Here is a 26,255-nt window from a genome sequence, read left to right on the forward strand (position 1 = left end):
TCAGTCCTCGTCTCCGTCGCCGCTCGTATCGTCCCCGACATCGCTCTCGCGCCAGCGTCGTGCCTCGAACGAGTTGCGCCGCCAGCGCGACAGCAGCGGGAAGACCGCGAGGAAGATCAGCAGCAGAACGTAGTTGGACCATCCCGTCGGGTTGCCTATGACCTCGATGGTATCGACGACGGCCTCGCTGCTGTCGCTGCCGAGCTCATACTCGATCACCAGATGGTAGGTTCCCGGCGGCACTGCACGGAACACCAGTTCGTCCGCCGGCGACCCCTCGCTCCAGCTCTCCCCGTCTTCGACTCCCTTGTAGTGGCTGATCTCCTGCTGGCCCAGATAGGCCTCCCCGGTGTTCTTCTCGACCAAGGTCGTGTTCACCGACACCCAGTTGTTGACAACGCTGGTCTGGTGGCGGACGAGCAGCGCACGAGCACGGCTCTTGAGAACGAACTCCTGACTGGTGAGGGTCGCCTCATCGTTCTCTGCCGCGAGAACGACGCGCTGCCTGAGCAGCGGTTCGGAAGCGATGAGAAAGATGAAAGCCAGCTGCACCACGGTAGCCGCCAGCGCCAGTTTCCAGAACAGGCGGCAGATGTGGCGATGCGTTTCGACCAATGGGTTCGGCTGGTTCGCGTAAACGTCGCGGCGCACTGGCAGTGGTGTCGTGATGCCAAAGGCGGCGCAGATCTCGTCTGGCTCCAGATACTCGGCCTCTGACCAGGTGGATTCGCGCTCGTTGACCTCGCGTGAAAGCATCAGCGGCGGGCAGATGAAGTCGTCGACGACACAGCGCTCGCCGACCGACACTCGCCAGTAGAACTCACCGACGACGTAGATCACCTCGGCCTCGCCATGGTTGAAGAGACGGTACTGCCGCCCGGCGTATGTGAATTTCGCCTCGCCGCGGCTGACGTTGGGCGGGTTCGACAGGCTGCGTGAGAAGTTCCAGTGGCCCTGATACTCGATCAGCCAGGCAAGGCCCTGCTGCCCGTCGTACAGCAGGTATTCGGACCACGAGTAAGTGGAGCCTGCGGAACCCGAGCTGCGGCGCATGAATCCGATCACCCGCCAGTCAGTGTTGCGCAGCCGGCCCGCACTGCCAAGCGGCAGCCAGGGCACCTCGCGCAATGCCTGTGCCGCCCGTGACAACAGCCTGAGGTTCTCGTCATCGACACCGATGATCGAACCGCAGCTCTCGCAGCCGATGCTTTCCGTAGCTGGCGAGTGAATCTCCAGTGGGGCCGCACAGTTCGGACAGGTCAGGGCGCGGGTCGCGACCTGTCGGTACGCGACCGCCGGCTCCCGCACATCCCTCAGCCCAGACAGCTGGAGATCGGCGACGGCAACCGGCTGGCCGACGAAGACCAGCGGCGGCGTCTCGCTGTAGTCGATCGTCACGAAGCGATCGTTGCCACGCAAATCCGCAGTATTGACGTCGTAGCCCGCAGCGACCCGGAAAGGTAGCTCGCCCTCGCCGGCGATGCAGCGCGCAGTCGCCAGATCGGTGACGACGAAGCGCCGACCGTCGAGAGTGACCGGCATTTCGGGCGCCAGCGCCGCGAATGCCGGCAGCGGATCCTTGACTGCCACCTGCGCGCTGACGATCAACTCGCCGGAGGCCTCGGCAAGCCAAGCGCTTCGGCCATCATCGAAGAGGATGTGCCACTCGTTCCAGAGACCCGCTGCGTACTGCAGCTGGATGCGACCGATGACCGTGAAATGGCGCTGGCGAAATTGGCCCTCGCTGCCAATCCGGATCGGCGAATCGTCCTCCAGCAGTTCGGCCATGCGTCCGATTTTCTGCAGGTCCTCGCCGCTGCGCAGCAGGGTGCTGCGGCAGAAATCGCAGACGACGTAGAGCGAGCTCGCCGCGCGAAAGACGACCGGCGCACCGCAGGACGGACAACTCGCTTGCTTCACGATGGCCGGTCCGGCACCGTCGGAGATTCAGGCAACCGACATCAGCCGAGGCGGGCCAGCAGCTCTGCCTTCTTGGCGTCAAACTCGGCCTGCGACAGGATGCCCTTCGCCACCAGTCCGTGCAGCTTCTCCAGCGTTGCAACCACTTCGTCGGCGTTGCCTGCAGCCACCGGCACCGCTGCCGACGCTGCCGCCGGTGTGGTGCCGGAGCCGGTGGCCTGCGCCATTGCTGCAGTCATCGTCTGACCAATGCCAAGGCCGGCGCCCAGCCCGGCACCGATCCCGGCGATGCCGCCTTCGTTCTGGGCCGCCAGGGGAATGCTCGTCGCCACCTGGTATTGCGTGTAGCGGCCAAGATCGCCGATCATGTTCATGCCGATCCGCGTATCGAGGATCTTCTGCAGTTCTTCGGGCAGCGAGACGTTCTGGACGACAAAACTGTCGAGCGCCAGACCGTAGCGTTCAAATACGGTCTCGAGCTTGCTCTTCAGCTGCCTGCCCAGCTCATCCTGGTTCGCCGCCATGTCGATGAAAGGAACCCCGGACTCGCCGAAAAGGTCGGTCATCGAGCTGATGACGAGGTTGCGCAGCTGGCCATCGAGGTCGGCAACGGAGTACTGCTCGCGCGTCCCCGAGATTTCACTGTGGAACCTGCGTGCATCGACAAGCCTGTACGAGTAGATGCCGAAGGCGCGCATGCGCACCATCCCGAAGTCCTTGTCGCGGATGGTGATCGGATTCGGCGTCCCCCACTTGCAGTCGAGCTGCAAACGGGTCGAGAAGAAATAGACGTCCGACTTGAAGGGTGACTCGAAAAGCTTGTCCCAGTTCTTGAGGTAGGTCAGCACCGGCAATGTGCGCGTCGTCAATGTGTACAGGCCGGGACTGAACACGTCGGCGATCTGGCCTTCATTGACGAAAACGGCCATCTGCGATTCGCGGACCGTCAACTGCGCGCCATATTGGATCTCCAGGTCCTGCATCGGGTAACGCATGGCGAGCACTCCGTCACCCTCCTCGGTCCATTGAATGACATCGACGAACTGCTTCCTGATGAAATCCATGAGTGCCATGGCAAGCTCCCGCAAACAAGTTGTGGCGGCAATGCGCCGCCAGGAAAGGATCCGTCAGTAGGTCATGCAGGCTGCGTTGATCAGACCGACGGTGAGCGATACCACCGCGAGAAGAACCGCCGGAGCCATCCTGCCGGCGGGGATGTCCTGCGTCAGCTGCGGTACGGCAAGGCGGATGGCCAGGTAGGCAAGAATCTGGATCACGCCGGCAATCGCGCCCCAGGCGGCGAGATCGAGGAGCGTATCGCTGTGTGCAATGACGTTGGCCACGGGCATGGCAAAACCGAGCAACGCGCCGGAGAGGCTCGTCGCAGCGGCCGTGTTGCCGGCGCGGATCAGTGCCAGCTCAGCGTACGGTGTCACGTTCAGATAGACCAGCAGGAACAGCGCCAGCAAGACGATCGCCACGGAGAAGTAGGCGAGAAAGGCGGGCAGCATGCTCAGCAGATGGGTCGGCATCAGGCTTCTCCTCTCTTCGCGCGTCAACGACGCCCGGCGGGTGGCTCACGGTGACTCGGCATAGCGCACCAGACCGCGCAGGATCAGATTCTCCACCAGCCGGAAGGGAATCCGCAGGTGGGCCGCCAGACGCTCCGCCCCGCCCCCGGTCAGCAGGCATTCCGCACCGGCCTCGCTGGCAATGGCGGCAAACATGCGTTCGACCGCGCCAAGCTGGGCCTGCAGACAGCCGCTGACGATCGCGTCGCTGGTATTGCGGGGCGCGGCACGGAAGGCACCTGCTTCAGCGAACGGCAACTGCGCCGTGTTGCTCGCCAATGCGGCGCGCATCAGGTCGAAACCGGGGAGTATCAGCCCGCCACGAAAGACTCCGTCGGCATCGAGGAGGTCGACCGTCGTCGCCGTGCCGGCGCAGACGACCAGGCAGGCGTTCGCTGACTGCGCACGAGCACCGATCAGGGCGGCCCAGCGATCCGCCCCGAGTTGTGCCGGCAAATCATAGGAATTGCGCACCCCACAGGCGGCTGCCGTCGGACGGAGAAAGGAAACCCGCGCCTGGCGTGCGGCGAGCAAGGACGAGATGCCTGCCGCGACCTCGGCGCCGGCGACATTGCAGACCACGACCTGTGCACCGGCTGGCCATTCATCGGCCGCCTCGGCCAGCCAGGCGATGTCGGAAGTCGCCAGAACGCCGCAGTCGAGCCAGCGCCCCCCCTCGTGAGTGGCCCATTTGATGCGGCTGTTGCCGGCGTCGATGGCGATGATCATGCGACGCGCAGTGATAGATCGCCGGACAGGCAACGCTCGATACCGCTTGCCGTCTGCAGCAGCAACGCACCATCCTCGTCTGCGCCAAGGCAGATGCCCTGACGATCGAGGCGATCGCCGTCCAGCAGGCGTACGGGCCGATCCTGCCACGCATGCTGCTGCTGCCAGTCGGCTCGCAGGACGGCGAAACCGTCGGCGTCAAAGTGGTCGAGAACCGCCGCCAGTTCGATCAGCAGCTCTGCCAGCAACCGGTGTCGCTCCGGCAGTGGCGACAGCGCCTGCGAAAGGGCCGCCGGCGGGTGGATGAACTCCTCCTCACCGATCGGCGGCATCTGCAGGTTGAGACCAATGCCGATCACCGCCAACACTCCCGCTGGCACGGATTCCAGTTCCACCAGGATGCCGCCAAGCTTGCCGCCATCGAGCAGGATGTCGTTGGGCCACTTCAGCCCGACACCAGTGGCACCAATGCGCTGGAGCGCGCGCGCCACCGCCAAACCGACCGCCAGCGACAGACCGGCCAGCCGGGCAACGCCGCCGCTGAAACGCCAGAGCAAGGAGAAGGTCAGGCCGGCGGACGGCGACGACAGCCAGCTGCGGCCACGCCGGCCACGGCCCGCAGTCTGTTCGTCGGCAATCAGCACCGAACCCGATGGGGCACCCTGGCGAGCACGTTCGAGAAGCACGCTGCTGGTCGAACCGCATGCAGCCAGCGCCTCGACCGTGAAACGGCCACGCGCCTGACCCAGCAGCGGGAAAAGGCGTCCGGGATCGATCTGACAAGCGGAAACGAACTGGGCCATCGTTGGGCAATCCGAAGCGACGTCGGCAATTATCGCCGATTATTCCGCTCTTCAGCTTTCCCTGTCGTCGATTGAGCCGCCGCTGCTGATTCCCAGTTCCTGAATCTTGCGGGTGATCGTGTTGCGCCCGATGCCGAGCGCCTGTGCGGCCTCAATCCGCCGTCCGCCGGTATGCGCCAGAGCCCGGTTGATGAGAACCCGCTCGAAGGCTTGCGACAGCCTGGCATGAACCTGTCCGGGATCACCAGCCAGGCAGCGGTCCACCGCTTGGCCGAGCACAGCCTCCCAGTCGTCGCTGGCTGCCGACGGCGACGACTCCCGCAGTTCGGGCGGCAGGTCCGCGACGTCGACCAGTTGCCCCGGAGCCATCACGGTCAGCCAATGGCAAAGGTTCTCGAGCTGCCGCACGTTGCCGGCAAAGTCGAGCCCGCTGAGATGCTTCAGCGCAGCCTCGGAGAAGCGCTTGCCCTCGACGCCCAGTTCGCGGGCGCTCTTCTGCAGGAAGTGGCGAGCGAGAATCGGGATGTCCTCGCGGCGCTCACGCAGGCTGGGGAGTCTGACCCGGATGACGTTGAGGCGATGGAAGAGGTCTTCGCGGAACAAGCCCTGCCGGACACGCGCCTCGAGATCCTGATGCGTCGCCGCGATGATCCGCACCCGCGTCTTGAGGGGCGAATGACCACCGACGCGATAGTAGTGACCATCGGACAAGACACGCAGCAGCCTGGTCTGCAGCTCTGCCGGCATGTCACCGATCTCGTCCAGAAACAGGGTGCCGCCCTCGGCCTGTTCGAAGCGCCCCTGACGCTGCCCGGCGGCGCCGGTGAAAGCGCCGCGCTCATGACCGAAGAGCTCCGACTCCAGTAGGTCGCGCGGGATTGCTGCGGTGTTGATGGCAATGAACGGCTTGTCCGCGCGCTGACTGTGGCGATGCACCGCTCGCGCGACGAGTTCCTTGCCGGAACCCGATTCGCCAGTGATCAGGACAGTGGCGCTCGACTGGCTCAGGCGGCCGATGGCACGAAAGACCTCCTGCATCGCCGGCGCCTGCCCCAGGATCTCGGGCGTCAGTCCGATGTCGTTCGGCGCACCAGTCTGGTGCAGACTTTCACTGATCGCGCGCCGGATCAGCTCAAGCGCCTGATCGACGTCGAAAGGTTTCGGCAGGTACTCGAAGGCGCCGCCCTGAAATGCCGACACGGCGCTGTCGAGGTCGGAGTAGGCGGTCATGATGATGACCGGCAACGTCGGAAAGCGCTCCTTGGCGATCTGCAGCAGCTCGAGCCCCGACTGTCCGGGCATGCGGATATCGGACACCAGCACCTGCGGCTGCTGTGCCCCCGCGTCGAGCCGCGCCAATGCCTCGCTCGCGGAAGCGAAGCTGCAGAACGGGATCTTCTCGCGCGCCAGCGTTTTCTCGAGAACCCAGCGTATCGACTTGTCATCATCAACGATCCACACCGCTTTCATGGATTCCTCGGCCGGCCTGTCTGTTGTCATCAGAATGTCCTGATCCTTTAGCAAGAAACCTGCCAGGATGTTCAACCAAGCGGGAGACGGATCGTGAAACAGGTGTGGCCCGGCCGACTCTCGCACTCGATCGTCCCCTGGTGCTGCTGGACGAAGCTCTGCGCCAGCGTCAACCCGAGACCACTTCCCCCGGATCGGCCGGAAACCAGAGGGTAGAACATGCGCTCGCGAATCTCCTCGGCGATTCCCGGGCCGTCGTCGATCACGTGCACCTCGAGCGCCAGCCGATGGCGCCGCTTGAACAACGTCACCTGCCGCGCTGCACGCGTGCGCAGCGTGATCTGGCCTGGCCCCGATGGCCCGCGGCCAGTCTGCCGCGTAATCGCCTGGGCGGCATTCCGGGCAATGTTCAGGAAGACCTGGATCAGCTGTTCCCGGTCGCCGACGAGTTCCGGCAGGCTGGTGTCGTAGTCCCTGCGCACCGCTAGGATGCTTGGGAACTCTGCCGTCAGCAAGCTGCGCACGCGTTCGAGAATCTCGTGGATGTTCACCGGGCCTGGCTGCATCGGCCGATGTGGCGACAGCAGCCGACGCATCAGTTCCTGCAGGCGGTCCGCTTCCTTGATGATCACCTGGGTGTATTCATGCAGCCCGGGATTGCCGAGCTCGCGCTCGAGCAACTGCGCGGCGCCACGGATCCCTCCCAGTGGATTCTTGATCTCATGGACGAGGTTCCGGATCAGCTCACGACTGGCCTGCTGCTGCTCGACCAGGCGCTCCTCGCGCGTCGCCCGGAGTTGCTGGTCGATCGGCCAGAGCTCGATGAGCAGGCGAACGTTCGGCGCTTCGACGGGGTTCACCGCGCAGTTCAATTGCAGCATGTTGCCGCCAGCCAGACGCAACTCGACATTCTGCCCGCTGTAGCTCCAGCCCTGGACGCACACGCTGTCGAGGGCCGCGAGCAGCTTCGGCGGACATTCCATCACGCCGTCCAGACGACAGCCGAAGAAGACCTTCTGACTGATCTCGAGCAGGTTCTCGGCGGCCGGATTGAGATAGCGGATTTCCAGCTTCTCGTCGAGCAGGAGCACGGCCGACGAAAGCAGGTCAAGGCCGCCGAATGGATTCGCTGGGTCGTCGGGCATTGGCTGGCAGGATCGCGCTGGCGAACTGGTGAACGCCTGGCCAGGTCAGGCCCGCGTCTGGCCGTCGGCGCCGCGCTCAGCGCAGATTGGCGATCTCTTTCTGGATGGCCTCGACGTTGCGCTGGTGCAGCGCCACCTTGTCCTTGTAAGGTTGCAGCCGCTCCTGCACCTTGCCACCGCTGATTGCACCGCCCTGCATTCGCTCGCTGGGCAGGACGGTCCCTTCCTGCTGGGCCAGCTCCTGCTTGGCCTGCTCGAGATTCTTCTGCTCGGCGGCCAGCTCGGTGTCAAGGATACGTCGGCGATCGCCGTCACGTGATTTCTGCGTTTGCTCGTCGACCTTCGGGAAGTTGCCCGGGGTGGCCGTCCTGGCAGCAGGTTGTCGTGACGCCGGGGCAAGATTCACCGGATCCAGGACCAGCTTGCGGCAGCTCCTGGTCGGCACGTTCGAGTAGGTCGTATGGCCCTCTGCATCGACGCACTTGTAGATGTCCTGGGCTGTCGCCTGCATCCAGGTAGACAGCGACAGGGCAAGTGCGCAGAACAGGCGTGGCGGTCGTCTCATCGTCTTCGAATTCCTCCTGGCGCCGGCGGAGCCGCGGACCGCAACGGGCCCTACGGCAGTCGGGGCGGTTCCACGGCTGTGACCATGGTGACCAATCGGCTGCAATACTAACGCGGAAGGAGGTCGATCGGTAGACGTGCGAAGGACGGGCAACGCCCGTCCTTCGCACACGCACGCTGGCTCAGCAGCTGTAGTAGAGGTCGAACTCCACCGGGTGGGTGGTCATGCGAACCTTGTTGACCTCATCCATCTTCAGTTCGATGTAGGCATCGATCCAGTCGTCGGAGAACACACCGCCACGCGTCAGGAAGTCGCGATCCTTGTCGAGCGCCGCCAACGCCTCCTCGAGACTTGCGCAGACGGTCGGGATTTTTGCATCCTCTTCCGGCGGCAGGTCGTAGAGGTTCTTGTCGGCGGGATCGCCGGGATGAATACGGTTCTGGATGCCGTCGAGACCCGCCATCAACAGCGCCGAAAAGCACAGATAGGGATTGGCGATCGGATCCGGGAAGCGGGTTTCGATCCGCCGCGCCTTGTCGGAAGCCACGTGCGGCACGCGAATCGACGCCGAACGGTTCTTGGCCGAGTAGGCGAGCTTGACCGGCGCTTCGTAATGCGGCACCAGCCGCTTGTACGAATTCGTGCCCGGATTGGTGATGGCGTTGAGCGCCTTGGCGTGCTTGATGATGCCACCGATATAGAACAGGGCGAGTTCCGACAGGCCGGCGTAACCATTGCCGGCAAAGAGGTTCTTGCCATCCTTCCAGATCGACTGGTGGACGTGCATCCCCGAACCATTGTCACCGACGATCGGCTTCGGCATGAAGGTGGCCGTCTTGCCGTACTGATGCGCGACGTTATGCACGACATACTTCAGGATCTGCGTCCAGTCGGCACGCTTCACCAAAGTGTTGAACAGGGTGCCGATTTCGCACTGACCCGCGGTGGCAACCTCGTGGTGATGCACTTCGACCGGCACACCGATCGTTTCCAGCGTCAGGACCATTGCCGAGCGAATATCGTGCAGGCTGTCAACCGGCGGCACCGGGAAGTAGCCGCCCTTGACTCCCGGCCGGTGACCTGTGCCGCCCTCGCCCTCGGACTTTTCGCCGCTGGTCCAGGCCGCCTCCTGCGAGTAGATCTTCAGGTTGCAGCCGGACATGTCAACGTTCCAGGCAACCGAGTCAAAGATGAAGAACTCGGGCTCCGGCCCGAAGTATGCGGTATCGCCGATACCGCAGGATTTCAGGTAGGCCTCTGCCCGCTTGGCGATCGAGCGCGGATCGCGATCATAGCCACGACCGTCTGCCGGGTCGACAACGTCGCACGTGAGCACGACGGTCGTCTCGTCGAAGAACGGGTCGACGTAGGCGGTCGCCGGATCGGGCATCAGTTGCATGTCCGACGCCTGAATCCCCTTCCAGCCGGCGATCGACGAGCCATCGAAGGCATGGCCATTCTCGAATTTCTCTTCATCGAAGGCGCTGACCGGAACGGTCACGTGCTGCTCCTTGCCGCGGGTATCCGTAAAGCGGAAGTCCACGAACTTCGCTTCATTGTCCTTCACCATCTTGATCACGTCTTGCGGGCTTGCCATCAAAGGGCCTCCTGAACAGGTGCCGGGGTCAGCGGCGACAGTAGAAAATCGTTGCGCGAAGGAATTAGCACAAAACGTGCCAATCGATTCCCGACCGACGGATCATTGTGCCACAAGGTCTCGGAACACGATCAGGCATTTTGTGCGCACATCATTGGTGCAGGGCCTCAACTCTCGCACCATCCAGGTGCGCCCGCGCCACCCTACGGCCATCGTGCGGGGGCGCCGGGAACGATGCAAGTGATTTATACTCCGATCCTTGAAACATCTGCTCCAAGGAGGCCTCGACAGACACCATGGGAAGACTGACCGACCTGCTGCAACTCGCCCACGAGCGCGGACAGGAACTCGGCCTGCCTTACGCCGGCGCCCTGACGCCTCGTGAAGCGTTCGAGGTCTGGCAACTGGCGCCCGGAGCCCGGTTGGTCGACGTGCGCACACGGGCCGAGTGGGATTGGGTGGGCAGAATTCCCGGCGCCATCGAGATCGAATGGATGGGGTACCCGGAGAGCCGACCGAACTCGCACTTTCTCGCACAGCTCAAGCAACAGACCGATCGGGAAGCGCTGCTGCTGTTCATCTGCCGCAGCGGCGCGCGTTCGCACCACGCCGCCGCGCTCGCCACACAGGCCATGCAGCGCGAATGTTACAACGTGCTCGAAGGCTTCGAAGGGGATGTCGACGCCAGCGGCCAGCGCGGCAGGCTCGGTGGCTGGCGCCACGCGGGCCTGCCTTGGCGGAGCTGAGAGCGCGTGCAACGGAAAATCGCCAGCCGACCACAGGGCGCGGAGCGGAAGCTAGCGATGCTGCAGGCTGGCGGAGCACCGGTTTGATGCATCGGCCCCGAAAGCCGATCGCTTCGTCCAGCAGGGCCTTCACCCACATCGACTCGACCACCAGCCATGCAAACCGCCACCATCAGCTTCGACAAGTTCAACCAGTTGCAGGACGACGCCTGCCACCAGCGGATCCGTAAGGCGCGCGCGCGCCTCGGGAGCGAGGTCGTGGTCCTCTGCCACCATTACCAGCGCGCCGACGTTTATCAGTACGCTGACCTGACCGGCGACTCACTCAAGCTGTCGCGTCTGGCAGCGAACACCGCTTCGCGCCTCATCGTCTTTTGCGGCGTCCACTTCATGGCCGAAGTCGCCGACATCATGTCGAAACCCGACCAGATCGCCATCCTGCCGGACCTGGCGGCCGGCTGCTCGATGGCCGACATGGCCAATCTCGCCAAGGTCGAACGCTGCTGGCGTGAGCTTGGCGAGGTGATCGAAGTGGAGCAAGTGGTGACTCCGGTGACCTACATCAATTCGGCAGCCGACCTCAAGGCCTTCTGCGGCGAACATGGCGGCATCGTCTGCACCTCCTCCAACGCCGGCACGATCGCCACCTGGGCCTTCGCCCGTCGGGAGAAGATCCTCTTCTTCCCCGACCAGCACCTTGGCCGCTGGACCGGGTTCCAGATGGGCATCCCGCTCGACGAAATGGTGGTCTGGGATCCCGACCTCGAGTCGGGCGGCCTGACCCCGCAGCAGATCCGCGCCGCCCGGCTGCTGCTCTGGAAGGGCCACTGCTCGGTACACCAGATGTTCCAGCCGGCGCACATCCTGCGTTTCCGCAATCAGCATCCAGACGGCCAGGTGATCTCGCACCCGGAGTGCAGCTTCGAGGTCTGCCGGCAATCGGACTTCGTCGGCTCGACCGAACACATCGTGCGGACGATCAAGGAAGCCCCTGCCAACACGCGCTGGCTGGTGGGCACCGAGCTCAATCTCGTGAACCGCCTTGCCGAGGAGGTCAGACACGAGGGCAAGATCGTCCAGTTCATGGCACCGACGGTCTGCATGTGTTCGACGATGCAACGCATCGACCCGCAACACTTGGCATGGACGCTGGAAAACCTGGCGGACGGCACGGTGGTCAACCAGATTCGCGTACCCGAGCACGAGCGGGAACTCGCGAGGCTGGCACTCGACCGCATGCTGGAAGTGTCCTGAGAGCGACATGCATGCCGGCAAGCCAGCGGCGCGACATCGCGCCGCGCGCATCGGCTGGCAACCCGCGACAGCTGCAGGCGGACTGCGCCGCTCCGGTCCTCTGCCGGCAGGGCCCTGCTGCCCGGCAGCGCTAGCGCCCGGACGCCGATGAACACCGACTGCCTGCACCGCTTCCTGCTGGACGATCTCGACATCGCCGGTGCCCTGGTCCGCCTTGGCCCGGTCTGGCAGAAACTCATCGAGGATCGCGGCTACCCACTGCCTGTGGCACGGCTGCTTGGCGAACTGTCTGCCAGCACCCTGCTCGTCGGCAGCAACCTCAAGCAGCCGGGACGGGTGACGATCCAGTTGCGCGGCAAGGGTCCGATCTCGCTGCTGGTCATCGACTGCAACGAGCAGCTGCAGGTTCGCGGCATGGCGAAGTGCGCGCAAACGGTGGTGGAAGGATCCATGCGCGAGATGCTCGGCGATGGCCAACTGCTGCTCGCGCTCGACATGCCGACAATGCGCGAGCCTTACCAGAGCATCGTGCCGATCTATGGCGAGAGCATTGCCGAGGTCTTCGAAAACTACCTGGGGCAATCGGTGCAGCAACCGGCGCGCATGTTCCTGGCGGTTTCGGACGAAGCGGCTGCCGGCATGCTGCTGCAGAAACTGCCGACGGCCGCGGAACGCGACGCCGACGGCTGGACACGAGCGGAGGCGCTGGCGGCAACGATCGGTCGTTCGGAGCTGCTCTCGCTGGCAGCCGAAGATCTCTTGCCACGACTCTTCCCCGAGGAAACGATCCGCCTCTTTGCCGCGCAAGACGTCAGCCTAAACTGCCCCGAGGACTGGCAGAAGGCGCGCGCGCTGCTGCACACCCTAGGTGCGAGCGAAGTCTACGCCACCCTGCACGAGCACGGTGAAGTGCTGATCAGGGATGAAATCTGCAATCGCGAGTACCGTTTCGATGCAGCCGCGATTGAGGAGCTGTTTGCCGACCCGGCGGCGACCCTGCCGAAGACACGGCACTGACGCGCATGCATCGTCCGGCGCTCACAGTATCTTGCCGGGATTCATCAACCCTCGCGGATCGAGGGCTTCCTTGACCACGCGCATCATGCCGATCTCCAGCGACGTCCGGTAGCGCAACAGCTCGGCACGTTTCAGCTGACCGATGCCGTGCTCGGCACTGATGCTCCCACCGAACTCGTCTACGAGGTCATGCACGATCCGGTTGACCTGCGGCTGCGCGGCGAGAAACAAGGCCTGGTCACCCGCGGTCGGTCGCGACTGGTTGTAGTGCAGATTGCCGTCGCCGATATGGCCGAAGGTGACCATCCTGATGCCCGGGAAAGCCTCAACCAAGGCACGATCCGCTCGATCGATGAACTCCGGCAGGCGCGAGATCGGCAGCGAAACGTCGTGCTTGATGCTCGGGCCCTCGATCCGCTGCGCCTCGCCAATGCTCTCGCGCAGCGTCCACAGCCGCCGTGCCTGCTCGCCGCTCTGCGCCAGCACCGCGTCGGCAACCCGTCGGTCCTCGATCATGCTCGCCAGGAAGGACGCCAGCTCCTCGCGCAGGGAAGCCTCGTCGGCGCCAGCGGACAGCTCGACCAGAAGATGCCATGGACTGTCGACCAGTGTCGGGTGCGAACCGGGAATGTGCTTGCGAACCAGTCCCAGCGCCACCCCGGACACCAGCTCGCAGGCGGTCAGCGCCGGACCGAAACGATCCTGAAGGGCCACCAGCACGCGCAGCGCCATCTCCACGGCGGCAATCGCCAGCCAGGCGGTCGCCTTCGCCCGTGGCCAGGGAAAGAGCCGCAGCACGGCGGCAGTGATGACGCCGAGCGTACCTTCGGCGCCGATGAACAGCTGCTTGAGGTCGTAACCGGTGTTGTCCTTGCGCAGGGCACGCAAACCATCCCAAAGCTCGCCATTGGGCAGGACCACCTCGATGCCCAGCGTCAGCTCGCGCGCGGTACCGTAACGCAAGACCTGCACACCGCCGGCATTGGTCGACAGATTGCCACCGATCTGGCAACTTCCCTCGGCGGCGAGTGACAGTGGAAAAAGCCGCCCGACCGCTGCGGCAGCCTCCTGTACCCGCTGCAGAAGGCAACCCGCCTCAACGGTGATCGTGTTGTTCGTCGCATCGATCGCCCGAACGCGGTTCAACCGCGCAAGGTTGATTACCACCGAGCGGCCGTCGGCAGCCGGCGTCGCCGCGCCGCAGAGGCTGGTGTTTCCACCCTGCGGCACCATCGCCACGCCAGCCTGCGCACACAGCCTCACGACGGCTGATACGGCGGCCGCGGTCGCCGGTTTGACGACGCAGAGCGCCGCCCCGCGATAGCGACCCCGCCAGTCAACGAGATGTCCGGCCACGGCGCCGGCGTCGACCAGCACGTTCGCCTCGCCAACCACTTCACCGAGCCTGCTGATCAGACTTGTGTCATCCACGGATGCCCTCTGCGCTCACGGATGGCTGCCGCAGCACTGAACCGCCGGCACTTGCTGCGCGGTCTGCGGCGCCAGACCTGGGTCATGTTAGCAGGGTCTTTGATTAATCTCGCGTTTGATGCGAAGATTCCACCAAAATGGGTTGCCGCCTGGCATCCCGTCCCGGAACCAAGGCATGCACGACCATAACCACGAACGCCAGGCGGAGAATTTGCCCACTTGAACCCCATGACCATCGCTCACATCGACGCAGGCAGACTGCCGCGCGTGCGCCGTCCGCGGGGACCACAGGCCCGTACCGAGGGGCGCTGGGGCCGATGAAGCTTCCAATTGGAATCGTCGGCGACATCGGGGGCACCCACGCCCGTTTCGCACTGCTCGACGAAGCGAACATGCCGCAGCGCGTGCAGGTGCTGTCGGTAGCAGACTTCGCGGGGCCGGTCGAGGCGATGCAGACATACCTCGCAGCATCTGCGAGCCCCGCCCCGTCAGCCGCCGCAATCGCCATTGCAGCGCCGGTACACGATGGGGTGGTCGCACTGACCAACGCTTCGTGGAGCTTTTCGCGCGAGAGCATCACGGCACGGTTGGGGCTGCACAGGTTGCTGCTGCTCAATGACTTCAGCGCGCTCGCCCTGTCGCTGCCCCGTCTTCCCGCTGCCGAACTGCGACAGGTCGGCAGCGGGAGTCCCGTCCGCGGCGCGGCCAAGGCAGTCCTCGGCCCGGGGACCGGGCTGGGTGTTTCCGGCCTGCTCCATCATGCCGGCGACTGGTTGCCTCTGAGCGGTGAAGGCGGCCATTGCTCGCTTGCCCCGGCAGACGCGCGCGAGGCGGCAATTCTGGCGCTCGCCTGGCGCGAGTTCGAGCATGTCTCGGCCGAGCGACTCCTTTCCGGCAGCGGCCTGCCGCTGCTGCATCGCCTCGTTGCGACGGTCGACGGGCGAACGCATGTGCCCCTGAACACCGTTGAGATCGTCGCGGGCGCCGTCGCCGGTGACGACGGGCAATGTGCTGCGGTGATCGACACCTTCTGCGCACTGCTCGGCTCGGTGGCCGGCAATCTGGCGCTCACCCTCGGCGCTCGGGGTGGTGTTTATGTCGGCGGTGGTATCATTCCACGGCTGGGGGAAATCTTCGATCGCTCGCCTTTCCGCGCGCGGTTCGAGGCCAAGGGGCGCTTCGCGTCCTATCTCGCCACCGTTCCGACCTATGTAATCCTTTCGCCTGCCCCGGCCCTGCTGGGTGCTGCTCAGGCCCTGGCCGCGTGCGAGGGTTGCCGATAACCTTTCTTGGAGTACCCGCCTGATGTCCAACGTCGTCCCCCCCCTTTCCGAGAGCGAACAGCTGCGCTGCGCAGTCGAGCAGAAACTCGTCGACACGATCGCAGCCGAGCCGACCCGCGCCACCCGGGCCGACCTCTATCTCGCGCTTTCGCAAGTGGCACGGGAGCAACTGGCAGAGCGTTGGGTACGGACCCAGAATGCCGACCGCAGCAACAAGGCACGCCGCATCTATTACCTGTCGATGGAATTCCTGATCGGCCGGGCAATGAACAACGCGCTCTCGGCCATCGGCCTGCGTGAACAGGCAGCAGCCCTGTTCACGCCACCGGGCCCGTCACTCGAGGAAGTGATGGAGTGCGAACCCGATGCGGCATTGGGCAATGGCGGCCTCGGTCGCCTGGCTGCCTGCTTCCTCGATTCGATGGCCACGGTCGGACTGCCGTCCTGGGGCTACGGAGTCCGTTACGAGTACGGCATGTTTGCGCAGTCCATCCTCAACGGGCAGCAGGTCGAGAAACCCGAAGCCTGGCTGCAGGACCGATCGCCCTGGGAATTCCCGCGCGCCAACAAGCATCACACCGTTCGCTTCGGCGGCACCTGCGAGCATCATGGCGAATGGGCCGAATGGCATGCGGCGGACTCGGTCGAGGCAAAGGCCTTCGATTACGTCATCCCGGGACACGGTACCGATCGAGTCAGCACCTTGCGCCTGTGGAAGGCGGCTGCGCCATCGGAGATCGACCTCGGCGCCTTCAATACCGGCGACTACCAACGCGCGGCGGAGTTCAAGAACCGATTCGAGAACATCTCCTGGGTCCTCTATCCGAATGACAGCACCTCGGCGGGTCGCGAGTTGCGCCTGCGCCAGGAGTACTTCTTCGTGTCTGCCTCCTTGCAGGACATCCTGGAACGTCACCAGGCGGAGCATGGCACCTTCAGCAACCTCGCCGAGCACGTGGCGATCCACCTCAATGACACCCACCCGGCGATCAGCGTCGCCGAGCTGATGCGGCTGCTGGTTGACGATCACGGAATAGCCTGGGCTACCGCCTGGGAGCAGTGCCGCAGGATTTTCTCCTATACCAACCACACGCTGATGCCGGAGGCGCTCGAAACCTGGAAGGTGACGCTGATCCAGCGCGTGTTGCCGCGGCACATCCTGATCATCTACCGCATCAACCAGGAGTTCCTCGACGAGGTCGTCCGCCTCTACCCGGGCGACATCGACCTCATGCGAAGGGTGTCGCTGATCGACGATGGCGGCGGCCACGACAAGGACAAGCGGGTGCGCATGGCGAACCTCTGCATCGTCGGCAGCCACCGCGTGAACGGCGTCTCGCAACTGCACTCCGATCTCATGGTGCAGACCATTTTCGCCGACTTTGCCCGCCTCTATCCGGAGCGCTTCCACAACAAGACCAACGGCGTCACGCCACGGCGCTGGCTGGCGCAGGCCAACCCGGCGCTGTCGACGCTGCTCGACGAGAGACTCGGCGGCAAGGACTGGCGACTCGATCTCGATCGCCTGCAGGCGCTGCGGGCAAGCGCCGACGACGCCGGTTTCCGCACCGCCTTCGCGGCCGCGAAGCGCGGCAACAAGCTCCGCCTGGCGAACTATGTGGCACGCGAGCTGGCCGTCAGCCTCGACCCGGACAGCCTGTTCGATGTCCAGGTGAAACGGATTCACGAGTACAAGCGGCAACTGCTCAACGTACTGCACGTCATCACCCGCTACAACGCGCTGCTCGACGGTTCGGCGCGCGACTATGCGCCGCGCAGCGTGATCTTCGCCGGCAAGGCCGCCTCGTCGTACCACATGGCGAAGCAGGTGATCCGTCTGATTCATGACGTGGCCGCAGTGGTCAACAACGATCCGCGGACGCGCGATCTGCTGCGCGTGGTGTTCATCCCCAACTACGGCGTGTCGATCGCCGAACTGATCATGCCGGCGGCCAACCTGTCGGAACAGATTTCCACGGCGGGAACCGAGGCTTCGGGCACCGGCAACATGAAGCTTTCGCTCAACGGGGCGCTGACGATCGGCACCGAGGATGGTGCGAACATCGAGATCCGCGACAACGTCGGCGCCGAGAACATCTTCATCTTTGGCAACAACACGGCCCAGGTCAACGCGATCAGGCAGGCTGGCCATCAACCACTGGCGCTGTACCACGGTGATCCTGCCCTGAAGGAGGCACTGGACCGCATCGACACGGGTTTCTTCTCGCCGGGGGAACGTTCACGCTATCACGACATCTTCAACTGCCTGCTGCACTACGGCGATCACTACCTGTTGCTCGCCGACTACGCGGACTACGTGGCTACCCAAGGGCGCGTCGACGCACTCTACCTCAACAGCGACGAATGGCAGCGCAAGGCAATCATCAACGTTGCCGGCATGGGCCCTTTTTCCGCTGACCGGACGATCCGCGACTACGCCAACGACACCTGGCACATCGACACAAACTGAGTAAGGACGTCTCGAATGCTTGACTCTGCTGACATCATCGCCCTCTACCGGGCACAACACAGCGACCCTTATGCGGTCCTTGGCATGCACACCGACCCCGACGGAAAGCTATGGGTGCGCAGCATGCAGCCCGGCGCACTCGCGGTCGCCGTCGTCGATGCCAAGACCGGCCGCCAGGTCGCCGAACTGGAACAACGGCGGATCGAGGACGTGGAAGGCTTCTTCGAGGGATCGATTCCCCGCCGTCGCAACTACTTTCCCTATCGCCTGCGAATCAGTTGGCAGGACGGGATACAGGAGACCGACGATCCGTATCGCTTCTGGACCGTTCTTGGTGAGATGGATGTCTGGCTGCTCGCCGAAGGCTCGCACCTGCGCCCGTTCGAGCGTCTCGGCGCCCACCTCTGTGAGATCGACGGCGTTGCCGGAACCGCCTTCGCCGTCTGGGCACCTGACGCGCAGCGCGTCAGTGTCGTCGGTGACTTCAACACCTGGGACGGACGTCGCCACCCGATGCGCCTGCGCCGCGAATGTGGCGTCTGGGAGATCTTCCTGCCAGGCGTCGCGGCCGGTGCGCACTACAAGTTCGAGATCCGATCGCGCGAGGGCCATCTGCTGCCGCTGAAGGCGGACCCATACGGTTTCCAGGCCGAAATGCGCCCATCGACCGCGTCCGTCGTCTGCGCCCTGCCGCCGCCCGTCGAAGCATCCGCGATTCCGGCCGGCGACCAGCTCGATGCGCCGATGTCGATCTACGAGGTCCATCTGGCTTCGTGGCGGCGGGCCGATGACGGTGGCTTTCCAGATTGGCAACGTCTCAGCGAAACGCTTATCCCCTACGTCGTCAACCTGGGTTTCACCCATCTCGAACTGCTGCCGGTTTCCGAACATCCATTCGACGGCTCCTGGGGCTACCAGCCGCTCGGACTGTACTCGCCGACCGCCCGCCACGGCACGCCGAATGGTTTCCGTGATTTCGTTCGCGCCTGCCACGCGGCCGGCCTGCGCGTGATCGTCGACTGGGTTCCAGCGCATTTCCCGAACGACGAACACGGTCTCGGCCGTTTCGATGGCAACGCACTCTACGAGCACGCCGACCCGCGCGAGGGCATGCATCAGGACTGGGGCACGCTGATCTACAACTTCGGTCGCCGAGAAGTGAGCAACTATCTGATCGGCAACGCCCTGTTCTGGATCGAGCGCTACGGGGTCGATGGGCTGCGCGTCGACGCCGTCGCATCGATGCTGTATCGCGACTACAGCCGCGAAGACGGGGAATGGCTGCCGAACGTGCACGGCGGTCGCGAGAATCTCGAAGCCGTGGCGTTCCTGCGCCGCATGAATGAGGTGCTCGGACAGGAACATCCGGGCGCGTCGACCCATGCCGAGGAATCCACGGCATGGCCAATGGTCAGCCGCCCACCGGAAATGGGCGGCCTCGGCTTCCATTACAAGTGGAACATGGGCTGGATGCACGATGTCCTCGACTACATGACGCGTGATCCGGTACATCGCAAGTACCACCACAACCAGCTCAGCTTCGGTCTGATGTACGCCTTCAGCGAGAACTTCGTGCTACCCCTGTCGCATGATGAGGTGGTCCATGGCAAGGGCTCACTGATCAGCAAGATGGCGGGCGACTACTGGCAGAAGTTCGCCAATCTGCGTTCGCTGTATGCCTTCATGTGGGCCCACCCGGGCAAGAAGCTGCTCTTCATGGGCGGCGAGATCGGTCAGTGGAACGAATGGAACCACGACACCTCGCTCGACTGGGGACTGCTCGACTTTCCGCTGCACGCAGGCGTGCGCGACCTCATCAGCGATCTCAACCGGGTCTACCGCAGCAACCCGGCTCTGCACCAGGTCGACTTCGAACCCGCCGGGTTCGAATGGGTGGCTGCCGATGACGCCGAGTGCTCGGTGGTCGCCTTCGTCCGCTGGAGCCGTGACCGTTCGCGCGCCCTGCTCTATGTCGGCAACTTCACGCCCGTGGTGCGCCATGGTTACCGGATTGGCGTGCCGATGGCGGGAATGTACCGCGAGCGACTGAATACCGATTCACAGCACTATGGTGGCAGCAACGTCGGCAACGGGTTCGAGCCGCTGTTTGCCGAGGAGGTCGCCGCGCACGGTCGCAGCCTGTCGCTGAATCTGACCTTGCCGCCACTCGCGGCACTGTACTTCGAATGGACGGCCTGAGCGGCCGGTTGCTTGCTGCCGGACGGCCGTGGCCGCTCGGCAGTCACTGGGACGGCTCCGGCGTCAATTTCGCGCTCTTTTCCGCGCACGCCGAACGGGTCGAACTCTGCGTCGTGGACGGCCAGCAGATGCGCGTCCTGCCGCTGCAAGAATGCTCCGATCAGGTGTGGCACGGCTACCTCGACGGAGCGGGCCCGGGATTGCGTTATGCCTTTCGCGTGCACGGCAGGAACGCACCCGCAGAAGGGCATCGTTTTGACGGCAGGCGATTGCTGCTCGACCCCTATGCACGAGAAGTGGTGGGCCGCTTCTCGTGGCCGGCACACGATGACCCCGTCCATCTGCTGACCGCAGCCGTCGTGGACGAGCGCTTCGACTGGGATGATGACTCGCCACCGGCAACGCCCTGGTCCGACACCGTGCTCTACGAAGCGCACGTGAAGGGGATGAGCCGGCAGCATCCAGGCGTTCCCGAGGTGCTGCGCGGCAGCTACGCCGGCCTCGCGACCCCGGCTCTGATCCAACACTTCCAACGACTGGGCGTCACCGCCATCAACCTGCTGCCGATCCACCAGTTTCTCGACGAGCAGCGGCTGGTCAATGAGGGGCGAGTCAACTATTGGGGCTACAACTCGCTCGCCTTTTTTGCTCCGGAGCCGCGCTACGCAGCGCGCATCGGCGGCCAATCGGCGATCGCCGAGTTCAAGAGCATGGTCCGTACGCTCCATGCCGCCGGCCTCGAAGTCATTCTCGACGTGGTCTTCAACCACACCGCAGAGACCGACCAGTGGGGCCCGACCCTTTCCTTTCGCGGCATCGATAACCGCAGCTACTACCGCCTGCCGGCAGACGACCTCGCCGCCTATGAGAACTTCAGCGGCTGCGGCAACACCGTCAACCTCGCCCACCCACGCGTCCTGCAACTGGTGATGGACTCACTGCGCTACTGGGTCGAGGTGATGCACGTCGACGGCTTTCGCTTCGACCTCGCCGCCGTGCTGACCCGTGACAGCGCCTTCCTGCCGGCACTCAGACAGGATCCCGTGCTGCAGCGCGTCAAGCTGATCGCCGAACCATGGGACCTCGGTCCCGACGGTTACCGGCTCGGCCGCTTCCTTCCCGGCTGGAGCGAGTGGAACGACCGCTTCCGTGATGACGTACGTGCCTTCTGGCTGACTGGCGAGGCCGGCGCCGGGCAACTGGCGCAGCGGCTTGCCGGCTCGAGCGAGATCTTCCAGGCAACCGGGCGGCCACCACAGGCCGGCGTCAATTTCATCGCCGCGCACGACGGCTTCACCCTGCGTGACCTCGTCAGCTACCAGCAGAAGCACAATGAACTGAATGGCGAGGACAATCGTGACGGACACGACCACAACTGCTCGTGGAACTGCGGCGAGGAAGGCGACAGCCATGATCCGGCGGTACTTGAACGGCGCCGTCGACTGCAACGCGCACTGCTGACGACGCTGCTGATCGCGCAGGGAGTGCCGATGCTGCAGGGCGGTGACGAACTCGGGCGCAGCCAAGCGGGCAACAACAATGCCTACTGCCAGGACAACCCGATGACCTGGCTCGACTGGCGCAATGCCGACGAGAGCCTGATCGACTACGTCGCCGGCCTGATCGCGCTGCGCCGGCGCTTCCCGCAGTTGCGCCAGCAACGCTGGCTGACTGGCGAGACCGAGGCGACGAATGCCTGCCCCGACGTGACCTGGTGGCACCCCGCCGGTCGGCCGATGCGCGTCAGCGACTGGCAGTCGAAGAAGCTGGCAGCATTCGGGCTGCACCTGACGGCGCCGAGGAGGTTGCGTGAGCGGGATGTTGACGTTGCGGATCTCCTCTGCCTGATCAACCGCGACGAGATCCCGGTGTCCTTCCTGCTTCCGGCGGGCAACTGGCAACAAATCTGCGACAGCAACGCCGAGGTGGCTTTCGCCAGCTGCCAACGGGAAAGGACGACCCCGGTTGCTGCACGCAGCCTTCAGATCCTCTGCCGTTGCTGAGCGTCCCATCGCGCGACAGGCGATGCCGGTCGAGACCGTTGCGGGGTGGCGAGGCCCCACCCGAGGCACGCCACATCTGCAGCGCGGCGAGCGTTCTTTTTTTGACGCCGCGAGAGCGATTGGCTATACTGCCGTCCTCGTTGGCCAAGTAGCTCAGTTGGTAGAGCAGCGGACTGAAAATCCGCGTGTCCGTGGTTCGATTCCGCGCTTGGCCACCATCCCCAAAGATCCCAGCCCTTATCCGCTGGGATTTTTTGTGGCCGCAACGCCAGTATTGGTGCGCTTCTCAGCCCTGGCCTCTTGAGCACGGCCCTCCGGAAGTCGTCGTTCGAGGCGTGCATTCGGCCGTTTTTCTCTCTCTGTTCTCTGCTGCCCTCTGGAACATTCCAGAGTTGAAGTCCTGTGTTCATGCGGGTTTGCAGGCTGTCGGTTTGCTTCTTCGCTTGCTCGGGAGAGCGCGACCGAACCAGCGAAAGGCACCAAAAAAAAGGCCGCCTTGCGGCGGCGTGTCGGTGCGGCACGGATATCAGCACAGCCCTGTCGCCAGCGCCTCACGTTGCGCCAGCCAGGACGCGGACAACTTGCCGCGCAGCAACTGGCTGACGCCCACATCGAGGTGTCCCAGGGCGAGGGCTTCGATCAGGTCGGGGGCCAGTTGCGCCAGTCGGCTCATTTTGCTGGCTTGGCTGAGGTCGATGCCCTCGGCCGCCGCGATCTCCGTCATGGAGCTGAAGCGTCCTTCGTCCAGAAGCCGCTGCCAGTGGTGCGCTAGGCCGAGTGCCCGCATCAGCGCGCTATCCTGCCCAGCCGCGCGCGCCTCCCGTTCCAGAGCGGCCTCAGACAGGAATTCCTGCGGCGCGTCCAGTGGCGTGATGATCTGTTTCTTGGCCCCTCGCTTCACCAGCGTCCAGGGCACGAAAGTCTCCAGACGAACGCCGCCGGCGGGCATCGGGATCTCATGGGTGACAGGGCGGCCTGTCTGCTTGCCGTAGTGCTTCTTGGACATCTCGCCTCCTTACTTGAACTGTTCCAATATCTGGTGCTGGTCTAGCCAGAGCGCCGGGATGTCGTTGCGCATCAGCCACCGCAGTGTGAGCCGCCGAGGCTGGCAACCCCTCATCAACTGCTCGACGACGTCCGGAGCGAGTCGTGCCAATCGCAGCAGCCGGCCAACCGTAGTTGGCATCAATCCTTCGGCCCGGGCGATCTCGACCACGCTCTGGAACCTGCCGGAGTCGAGCAGGTCATGCCAGTACACGGCCCGGGCAACGGCCTTGATGATGCGGACGTCGTGGGCAGATTCCCTCCCGTCGACCAGCAGCTTCCCCTTCTTCCGCTTGAACTGCAGGGGCACGAACGTTTCCAGGGAGTTGTCCATCAGGCCTCGAACTCCACCAGTTCCGCACCAATGCCCCTCGGCGCGAACTCACCGATCAGCTTGTCCCAACCCAACGCCCGCCACTTCACCTTGATGCCCCGCACCTCACCGCCGTGGACGAGGTCGATCCGTTCGATCGTCAGGTTGGCGATGCGATGCTGCTCGACCGGGAACAACTGATCCCACACGTCGTTGAGCCGTCCCATCGCCAGCACGGCACTGGCTTCGTCGATCGGAGCCCCGTTGTGCTGGATGCACCGCACCACCGAGGTGATGGACTCGGGGCTGGTCAGCACGGTCCGGATCTGGGCGACCACCGCCGCTTCGATCTCCGGAGCGGGCAGACGCTCGTAGCTCTTGCCCGGTGCGCCGAACCGGCTTTCCGACCTCGACACGTAGTAGAGGTACTTGCGCCCGTTCTTGCACGTGTAGGTCGGGTACATCCGCTCGCCCGAGGGCGAGTACAGCAGCCCGCGCAGCAAGGCGTCGGTGCGCGACCGAATCTTGGTCTCGACCGACCTCGTGCGGCCGTCCTGGGCCAGCACCGCGTGAACCTTGTCCCAGAGCTCGCGGGTGATGATTGGCGGGTGGGCGCCGGGGTACCAGTTCCCGTTGTGCGACAACTCGCCCAGGTAGATGCGGTTACGCAGCAGTTTGTGCAGGTACTTCTTGTCCATGCGCGCGCCGCTACGGGTCTGGCCATCCTGTGTCGTCCAGGCCTTGGTGGTGATGCCCTCGGCGGTCAGGTTGGCGGCGATCTGCGTCGGCGAGCCGATGGTCAGCATCTCCTCGAAGATTCGGCGTACCACTGCCGCCTCGGCTTCGTTGATGACCAGCAGGCGGTTCTCGACGTCATACCCCAGCGGCGGCACGCCACCCATCCATATCCCCTTGCGCTTGGCAGCCGCGATCTTGTCGCGGATCCGCTCGCCAGTGACCTCGCGTTCGAACTGCGCGAAGGACAGCAGGACGTTGAGCATCAGCCGGCCCATCGACGTGGTGGTGTTGAACTGCTGGGTGACGGCGACGAACGAGACCGTGTGGCGCTCGAAGACTTCGATCAACCGAGAGAAGTCGGTCAGGCTCCGCGTCAGCCGGTCAATCTTGTAGACCACGACGATGTCGATCTTGCCGGCCTCGATGTCCGCGAGCAAGCGCTTCAATCCGGGCCGCTCCAGGTTGCCGCCGGAGAAGCCGGGATCGATGTAGTCGTCAGGGACGGCAATCCACCCTTCCGGCCTTTGACTGGCGATCGACGCCAGACCGGCTTCCTTCTGGGCGTCGATGGAATTGAATTCCTGGTCGAGGCGTTCGTCCGTAGATACGCGGCAGTAGACCGCGCAGCGCTTACGGACCTTTGTGCTGGCGATTTCGCTCATGGAGTACCTCCCTTCCGCAGACCGAAGAACAGGGGCCCACTCCAATGCGTGCCGGTGATGTGGCGAGCCACAGCAGTCAGACTCTTGAACGTGCGCCCTTCGTACTCGAATAGCCCCTCGGCGGTGACCGTCGCCCTGTGCTCGCGCTCGCCCCATTCGCGCAGTAAGATCGTGCCCGGTGCGAAATGGATCGCACGCGGCTTGGCGCGCAGCTTGATCTTGGAGTGCTTCGCGCCGATGGCCTCCAGTCTCTGCTTGGTCTCGCGGGCGAGACCACCGAAGGCTTCCTCCTGCAGTTTGTAGGCGATTCGCGACTCGACGTGCGTCCGGTTGGGGTAGTCCGGACGACTGGGAAAATATCGGTCCCACACCGTCCAGAGTTCGGACATGGGCATGCAGGCCAGCTCCGCAACCCGCGCAGCGACAGATGCTTGTTTGTCGTTCATCACAACCTCTCGTCTTGATAGGGGGTTGTATGAACGCGCTGGTCGTCCAGGAAGCCAAGGGCAGATTCTCGCCGTTTGCCAGCCTGCGCAAGCTGGGTGCGGACGATGGCGCCAGCAAGGATTGTCGTGATCTCCGCGGCGCGCTCGCGTGGCGACATCGATTCGGGTAGAGTGGGTTCGACGGTCATCTTCGTTCTCCATTCGGGTGGTCCAGACCGTCAAGGATGATATGACCACGAAGTTTTCGGCGCTGGGTGTTTTGGAGTAGGCGTGAGTAAGAGAGCGGAAATTCACACAAGAAATCTCGTGTGGGCGGGGTGTTGAGATGTGCGGTCGGTATGCCCTCTACGGCCCGGCTTCCCGCATTCGGGAGCAGTTCGATCTCGATGACGGGTTCGATTTCCAGCCGCGCTACAACATCGCGCCGACCATGAAGGTCTTGGTTGTTCACCCCGGACAGCACGGGGAGCGAGTGGCGAGCACTTAGGTGATTACCACAATTACTCATACCGTCGAGGCTGGGCGGATCAAGATGTCCCACTTGGGTAGGAGCGGGTTTCTTTCCAGCCTGGACTCGACAGCTTGCATGGCATCCTTGGCCACGGTGACTCCTTTTTCGTAGGCCGTGCGGCTCAGTTGGACCACGGGATGAACGCCTTTCCAAGTCATGCTCTTCGCCCACTCCAACATCGTTTGGGTATCGGTCAGCTTGGCGCCGTTCCAGTGCCTTTCCAGGATTCCCCAGCAGCGCTCGACGGGGTTGTACTTGCTGTGGTACGGCGTGTTACGTCCCGCTGCGGTGGTTCCGGTCGTCTGGACAGCCACCGGGGTCGAATAAGCTAAGGCCGG

The 26,255-nt window shown here is 64.1% G+C and carries 23 protein-coding genes, 1 tRNA gene and 1 pseudogene; 9 read left to right on the forward strand and 16 right to left on the reverse strand.

What is annotated here, in order from left to right; genetic code table 11:
* The 9 genes from NFW30_RS17310 to glnA form a co-directional block, all read right to left on the reverse strand.
* Nucleotides 1-1,920 (reverse strand): DUF4178 domain-containing protein, encoded by a 1,920-nt coding sequence (locus NFW30_RS17310; RefSeq protein ID WP_295358284.1) that lies wholly within the window; start codon nt 1,918-1,920, stop codon nt 1-3.
* 41 nt (nt 1,921-1,961) lie between these two features.
* Nucleotides 1,962-2,993 carry an SPFH domain-containing protein gene (locus NFW30_RS17315; RefSeq protein ID WP_295358281.1) on the reverse strand — a complete coding sequence of 344 codons (1,032 nt, stop codon included), beginning with the start codon at nt 2,991-2,993 and terminating at the stop codon, nt 1,962-1,964.
* Nucleotides 2,994-3,047: 54 nt separating this feature from the next.
* A complete protein-coding gene (locus NFW30_RS17320) occupies nt 3,048-3,452 on the reverse strand; it encodes a DUF350 domain-containing protein (protein WP_295358278.1) in 405 nt (134 codons plus the stop codon).
* A 45-nt stretch (nt 3,453-3,497) separates the two neighbouring features.
* A complete protein-coding gene (locus tag NFW30_RS17325; RefSeq protein ID WP_295358275.1) occupies nt 3,498-4,220 on the reverse strand; it encodes a type III pantothenate kinase in 723 nt (240 codons plus the stop codon).
* Nucleotides 4,217-5,023 (reverse strand): biotin--[acetyl-CoA-carboxylase] ligase, encoded by an 807-nt coding sequence (locus tag NFW30_RS17330; RefSeq protein WP_295358272.1) that lies wholly within the window; start codon nt 5,021-5,023, stop codon nt 4,217-4,219. The genes NFW30_RS17325 and NFW30_RS17330 overlap by 4 nt, the downstream gene beginning before the upstream one ends.
* A 51-nt stretch (nt 5,024-5,074) precedes the next feature.
* Nucleotides 5,075-6,493 carry a nitrogen regulation protein NR(I) gene (ntrC, locus tag NFW30_RS17335; RefSeq protein WP_295358346.1) on the reverse strand — a complete coding sequence of 473 codons (1,419 nt, stop codon included), beginning with the start codon at nt 6,491-6,493 and terminating at the stop codon, nt 5,075-5,077.
* 71 nt (nt 6,494-6,564) lie between these two features.
* Entirely contained in the window at nt 6,565-7,638 is a 1,074-nt protein-coding gene (gene glnL / locus NFW30_RS17340; RefSeq protein WP_295358270.1) for a nitrogen regulation protein NR(II), read from the reverse strand.
* Between the two features lie 76 nt (nt 7,639-7,714).
* Entirely contained in the window at nt 7,715-8,203 is a 489-nt protein-coding gene (locus NFW30_RS17345) for a DUF4124 domain-containing protein (protein WP_295358267.1), read from the reverse strand.
* 181 nt (nt 8,204-8,384) lie between these two features.
* Nucleotides 8,385-9,800, reverse strand: coding sequence for a type I glutamate--ammonia ligase (gene glnA / locus NFW30_RS17350; protein WP_295358264.1), 1,416 nt, complete (start codon nt 9,798-9,800; stop codon nt 8,385-8,387).
* Between the two features lie 296 nt (nt 9,801-10,096).
* Here glnA and NFW30_RS17355 point away from each other — a divergent pair, with 296 nt between their 5' ends.
* From NFW30_RS17355 to NFW30_RS17365, 3 genes are all read left to right on the forward strand, one after another.
* Nucleotides 10,097-10,546, forward strand: a complete 450-nt coding sequence (locus NFW30_RS17355) for a rhodanese-like domain-containing protein (RefSeq protein WP_295358261.1) — start codon at nt 10,097-10,099, stop codon at nt 10,544-10,546.
* 156 nt (nt 10,547-10,702) lie between these two features.
* Nucleotides 10,703-11,800 (forward strand): quinolinate synthase NadA, encoded by a 1,098-nt coding sequence (gene nadA / locus NFW30_RS17360; RefSeq protein WP_295358258.1) that lies wholly within the window; start codon nt 10,703-10,705, stop codon nt 11,798-11,800.
* A 147-nt stretch (nt 11,801-11,947) separates the two neighbouring features.
* On the forward strand, nt 11,948-12,817 hold the full coding sequence (locus tag NFW30_RS17365) for an Hsp33 family molecular chaperone HslO (RefSeq protein ID WP_295358256.1): 870 nt from the start codon (nt 11,948-11,950) through the stop codon (nt 12,815-12,817).
* A gap of 21 nt (nt 12,818-12,838) precedes the next feature.
* Here the strand turns inward: NFW30_RS17365 and NFW30_RS17370 are convergent, their stop codons facing one another.
* The gene (locus NFW30_RS17370) at nt 12,839-14,248 is read right to left on the reverse strand and encodes an FAD-binding oxidoreductase (protein ID WP_295358253.1); all 1,410 of its coding nucleotides are present in this window, start codon (nt 14,246-14,248) and stop codon (nt 12,839-12,841) included.
* Between the two features lie 317 nt (nt 14,249-14,565).
* Here NFW30_RS17370 and glk point away from each other — a divergent pair, with 317 nt between their 5' ends.
* The 5 genes from glk to NFW30_RS17395 all read left to right on the forward strand — a co-directional run bounded on the left by glk (nt 14,566) and on the right by NFW30_RS17395 (nt 22,421).
* On the forward strand, nt 14,566-15,531 hold the full coding sequence (glk, locus tag NFW30_RS17375; protein WP_295358250.1) for a glucokinase: 966 nt from the start codon (nt 14,566-14,568) through the stop codon (nt 15,529-15,531).
* 22 nt (nt 15,532-15,553) lie between these two features.
* On the forward strand, nt 15,554-18,001 hold the full coding sequence (locus NFW30_RS17380) for a glycogen/starch/alpha-glucan phosphorylase (RefSeq protein WP_295358247.1): 2,448 nt from the start codon (nt 15,554-15,556) through the stop codon (nt 17,999-18,001).
* 15 nt (nt 18,002-18,016) lie between these two features.
* Complete coding sequence (gene glgB / locus NFW30_RS17385) at nt 18,017-20,200, forward strand: 1,4-alpha-glucan branching protein GlgB (protein ID WP_295358244.1); 2,184 nt, start codon at nt 18,017-18,019, stop codon at nt 20,198-20,200.
* The gene (gene glgX / locus NFW30_RS17390) at nt 20,188-22,203 is read left to right on the forward strand and encodes a glycogen debranching protein GlgX (protein WP_295358241.1); all 2,016 of its coding nucleotides are present in this window, start codon (nt 20,188-20,190) and stop codon (nt 22,201-22,203) included. Before glgB ends, glgX begins: the two co-directional genes overlap by 13 nt.
* Nucleotides 22,204-22,345: 142 nt before the next feature.
* Nucleotides 22,346-22,421 (forward strand) — tRNA-Phe (locus NFW30_RS17395).
* Nucleotides 22,422-22,729: 308 nt separating this feature from the next.
* Here NFW30_RS17395 and NFW30_RS17400 read toward each other — a convergent pair.
* Genes NFW30_RS17400 through NFW30_RS17420 form a run of 5 tightly spaced genes read right to left on the reverse strand, consistent with a single transcriptional unit; the run spans nt 22,730 to nt 25,594 of the window.
* Nucleotides 22,730-23,209, reverse strand: coding sequence for a LacI family transcriptional regulator (locus NFW30_RS17400; protein ID WP_295358240.1), 480 nt, complete (start codon nt 23,207-23,209; stop codon nt 22,730-22,732).
* Between the two features lie 9 nt (nt 23,210-23,218).
* A complete protein-coding gene (locus NFW30_RS17405) occupies nt 23,219-23,581 on the reverse strand; it encodes a site-specific recombinase resolvase (protein WP_295358238.1) in 363 nt (120 codons plus the stop codon).
* Nucleotides 23,581-24,960 (reverse strand): recombinase family protein, encoded by a 1,380-nt coding sequence (locus tag NFW30_RS17410; protein WP_295358236.1) that lies wholly within the window; start codon nt 24,958-24,960, stop codon nt 23,581-23,583. The genes NFW30_RS17405 and NFW30_RS17410 overlap by 1 nt, the downstream gene beginning before the upstream one ends.
* Nucleotides 24,957-25,406, reverse strand: coding sequence for a DUF2924 domain-containing protein (locus NFW30_RS17415; protein ID WP_295358235.1), 450 nt, complete (start codon nt 25,404-25,406; stop codon nt 24,957-24,959). Before NFW30_RS17415 ends, NFW30_RS17410 begins: the two co-directional genes overlap by 4 nt.
* Nucleotides 25,406-25,594, reverse strand: coding sequence for a hypothetical protein (locus NFW30_RS17420; protein ID WP_295358232.1), 189 nt, complete (start codon nt 25,592-25,594; stop codon nt 25,406-25,408). The genes NFW30_RS17415 and NFW30_RS17420 overlap by 1 nt, the downstream gene beginning before the upstream one ends.
* Nucleotides 25,595-25,731: 137 nt before the next feature.
* On the opposite strand from NFW30_RS17420, the gene NFW30_RS17425 reads away from it, so the two are divergent.
* The gene (locus NFW30_RS17425) at nt 25,732-25,893 is read left to right on the forward strand and encodes an SOS response-associated peptidase family protein (RefSeq protein ID WP_363322120.1); all 162 of its coding nucleotides are present in this window, start codon (nt 25,732-25,734) and stop codon (nt 25,891-25,893) included.
* Nucleotides 25,894-25,910: 17 nt separating this feature from the next.
* Here the strand turns inward: NFW30_RS17425 and NFW30_RS17430 are convergent.
* Nucleotides 25,911-26,255: pseudogene (locus NFW30_RS17430) on the reverse strand (hypothetical protein); the annotation flags it as partial.

Source organism: Accumulibacter sp. (assembly GCF_023806635.1).
Taxonomy (GTDB): Bacteria; Pseudomonadota; Gammaproteobacteria; order Burkholderiales; family Rhodocyclaceae; genus Accumulibacter.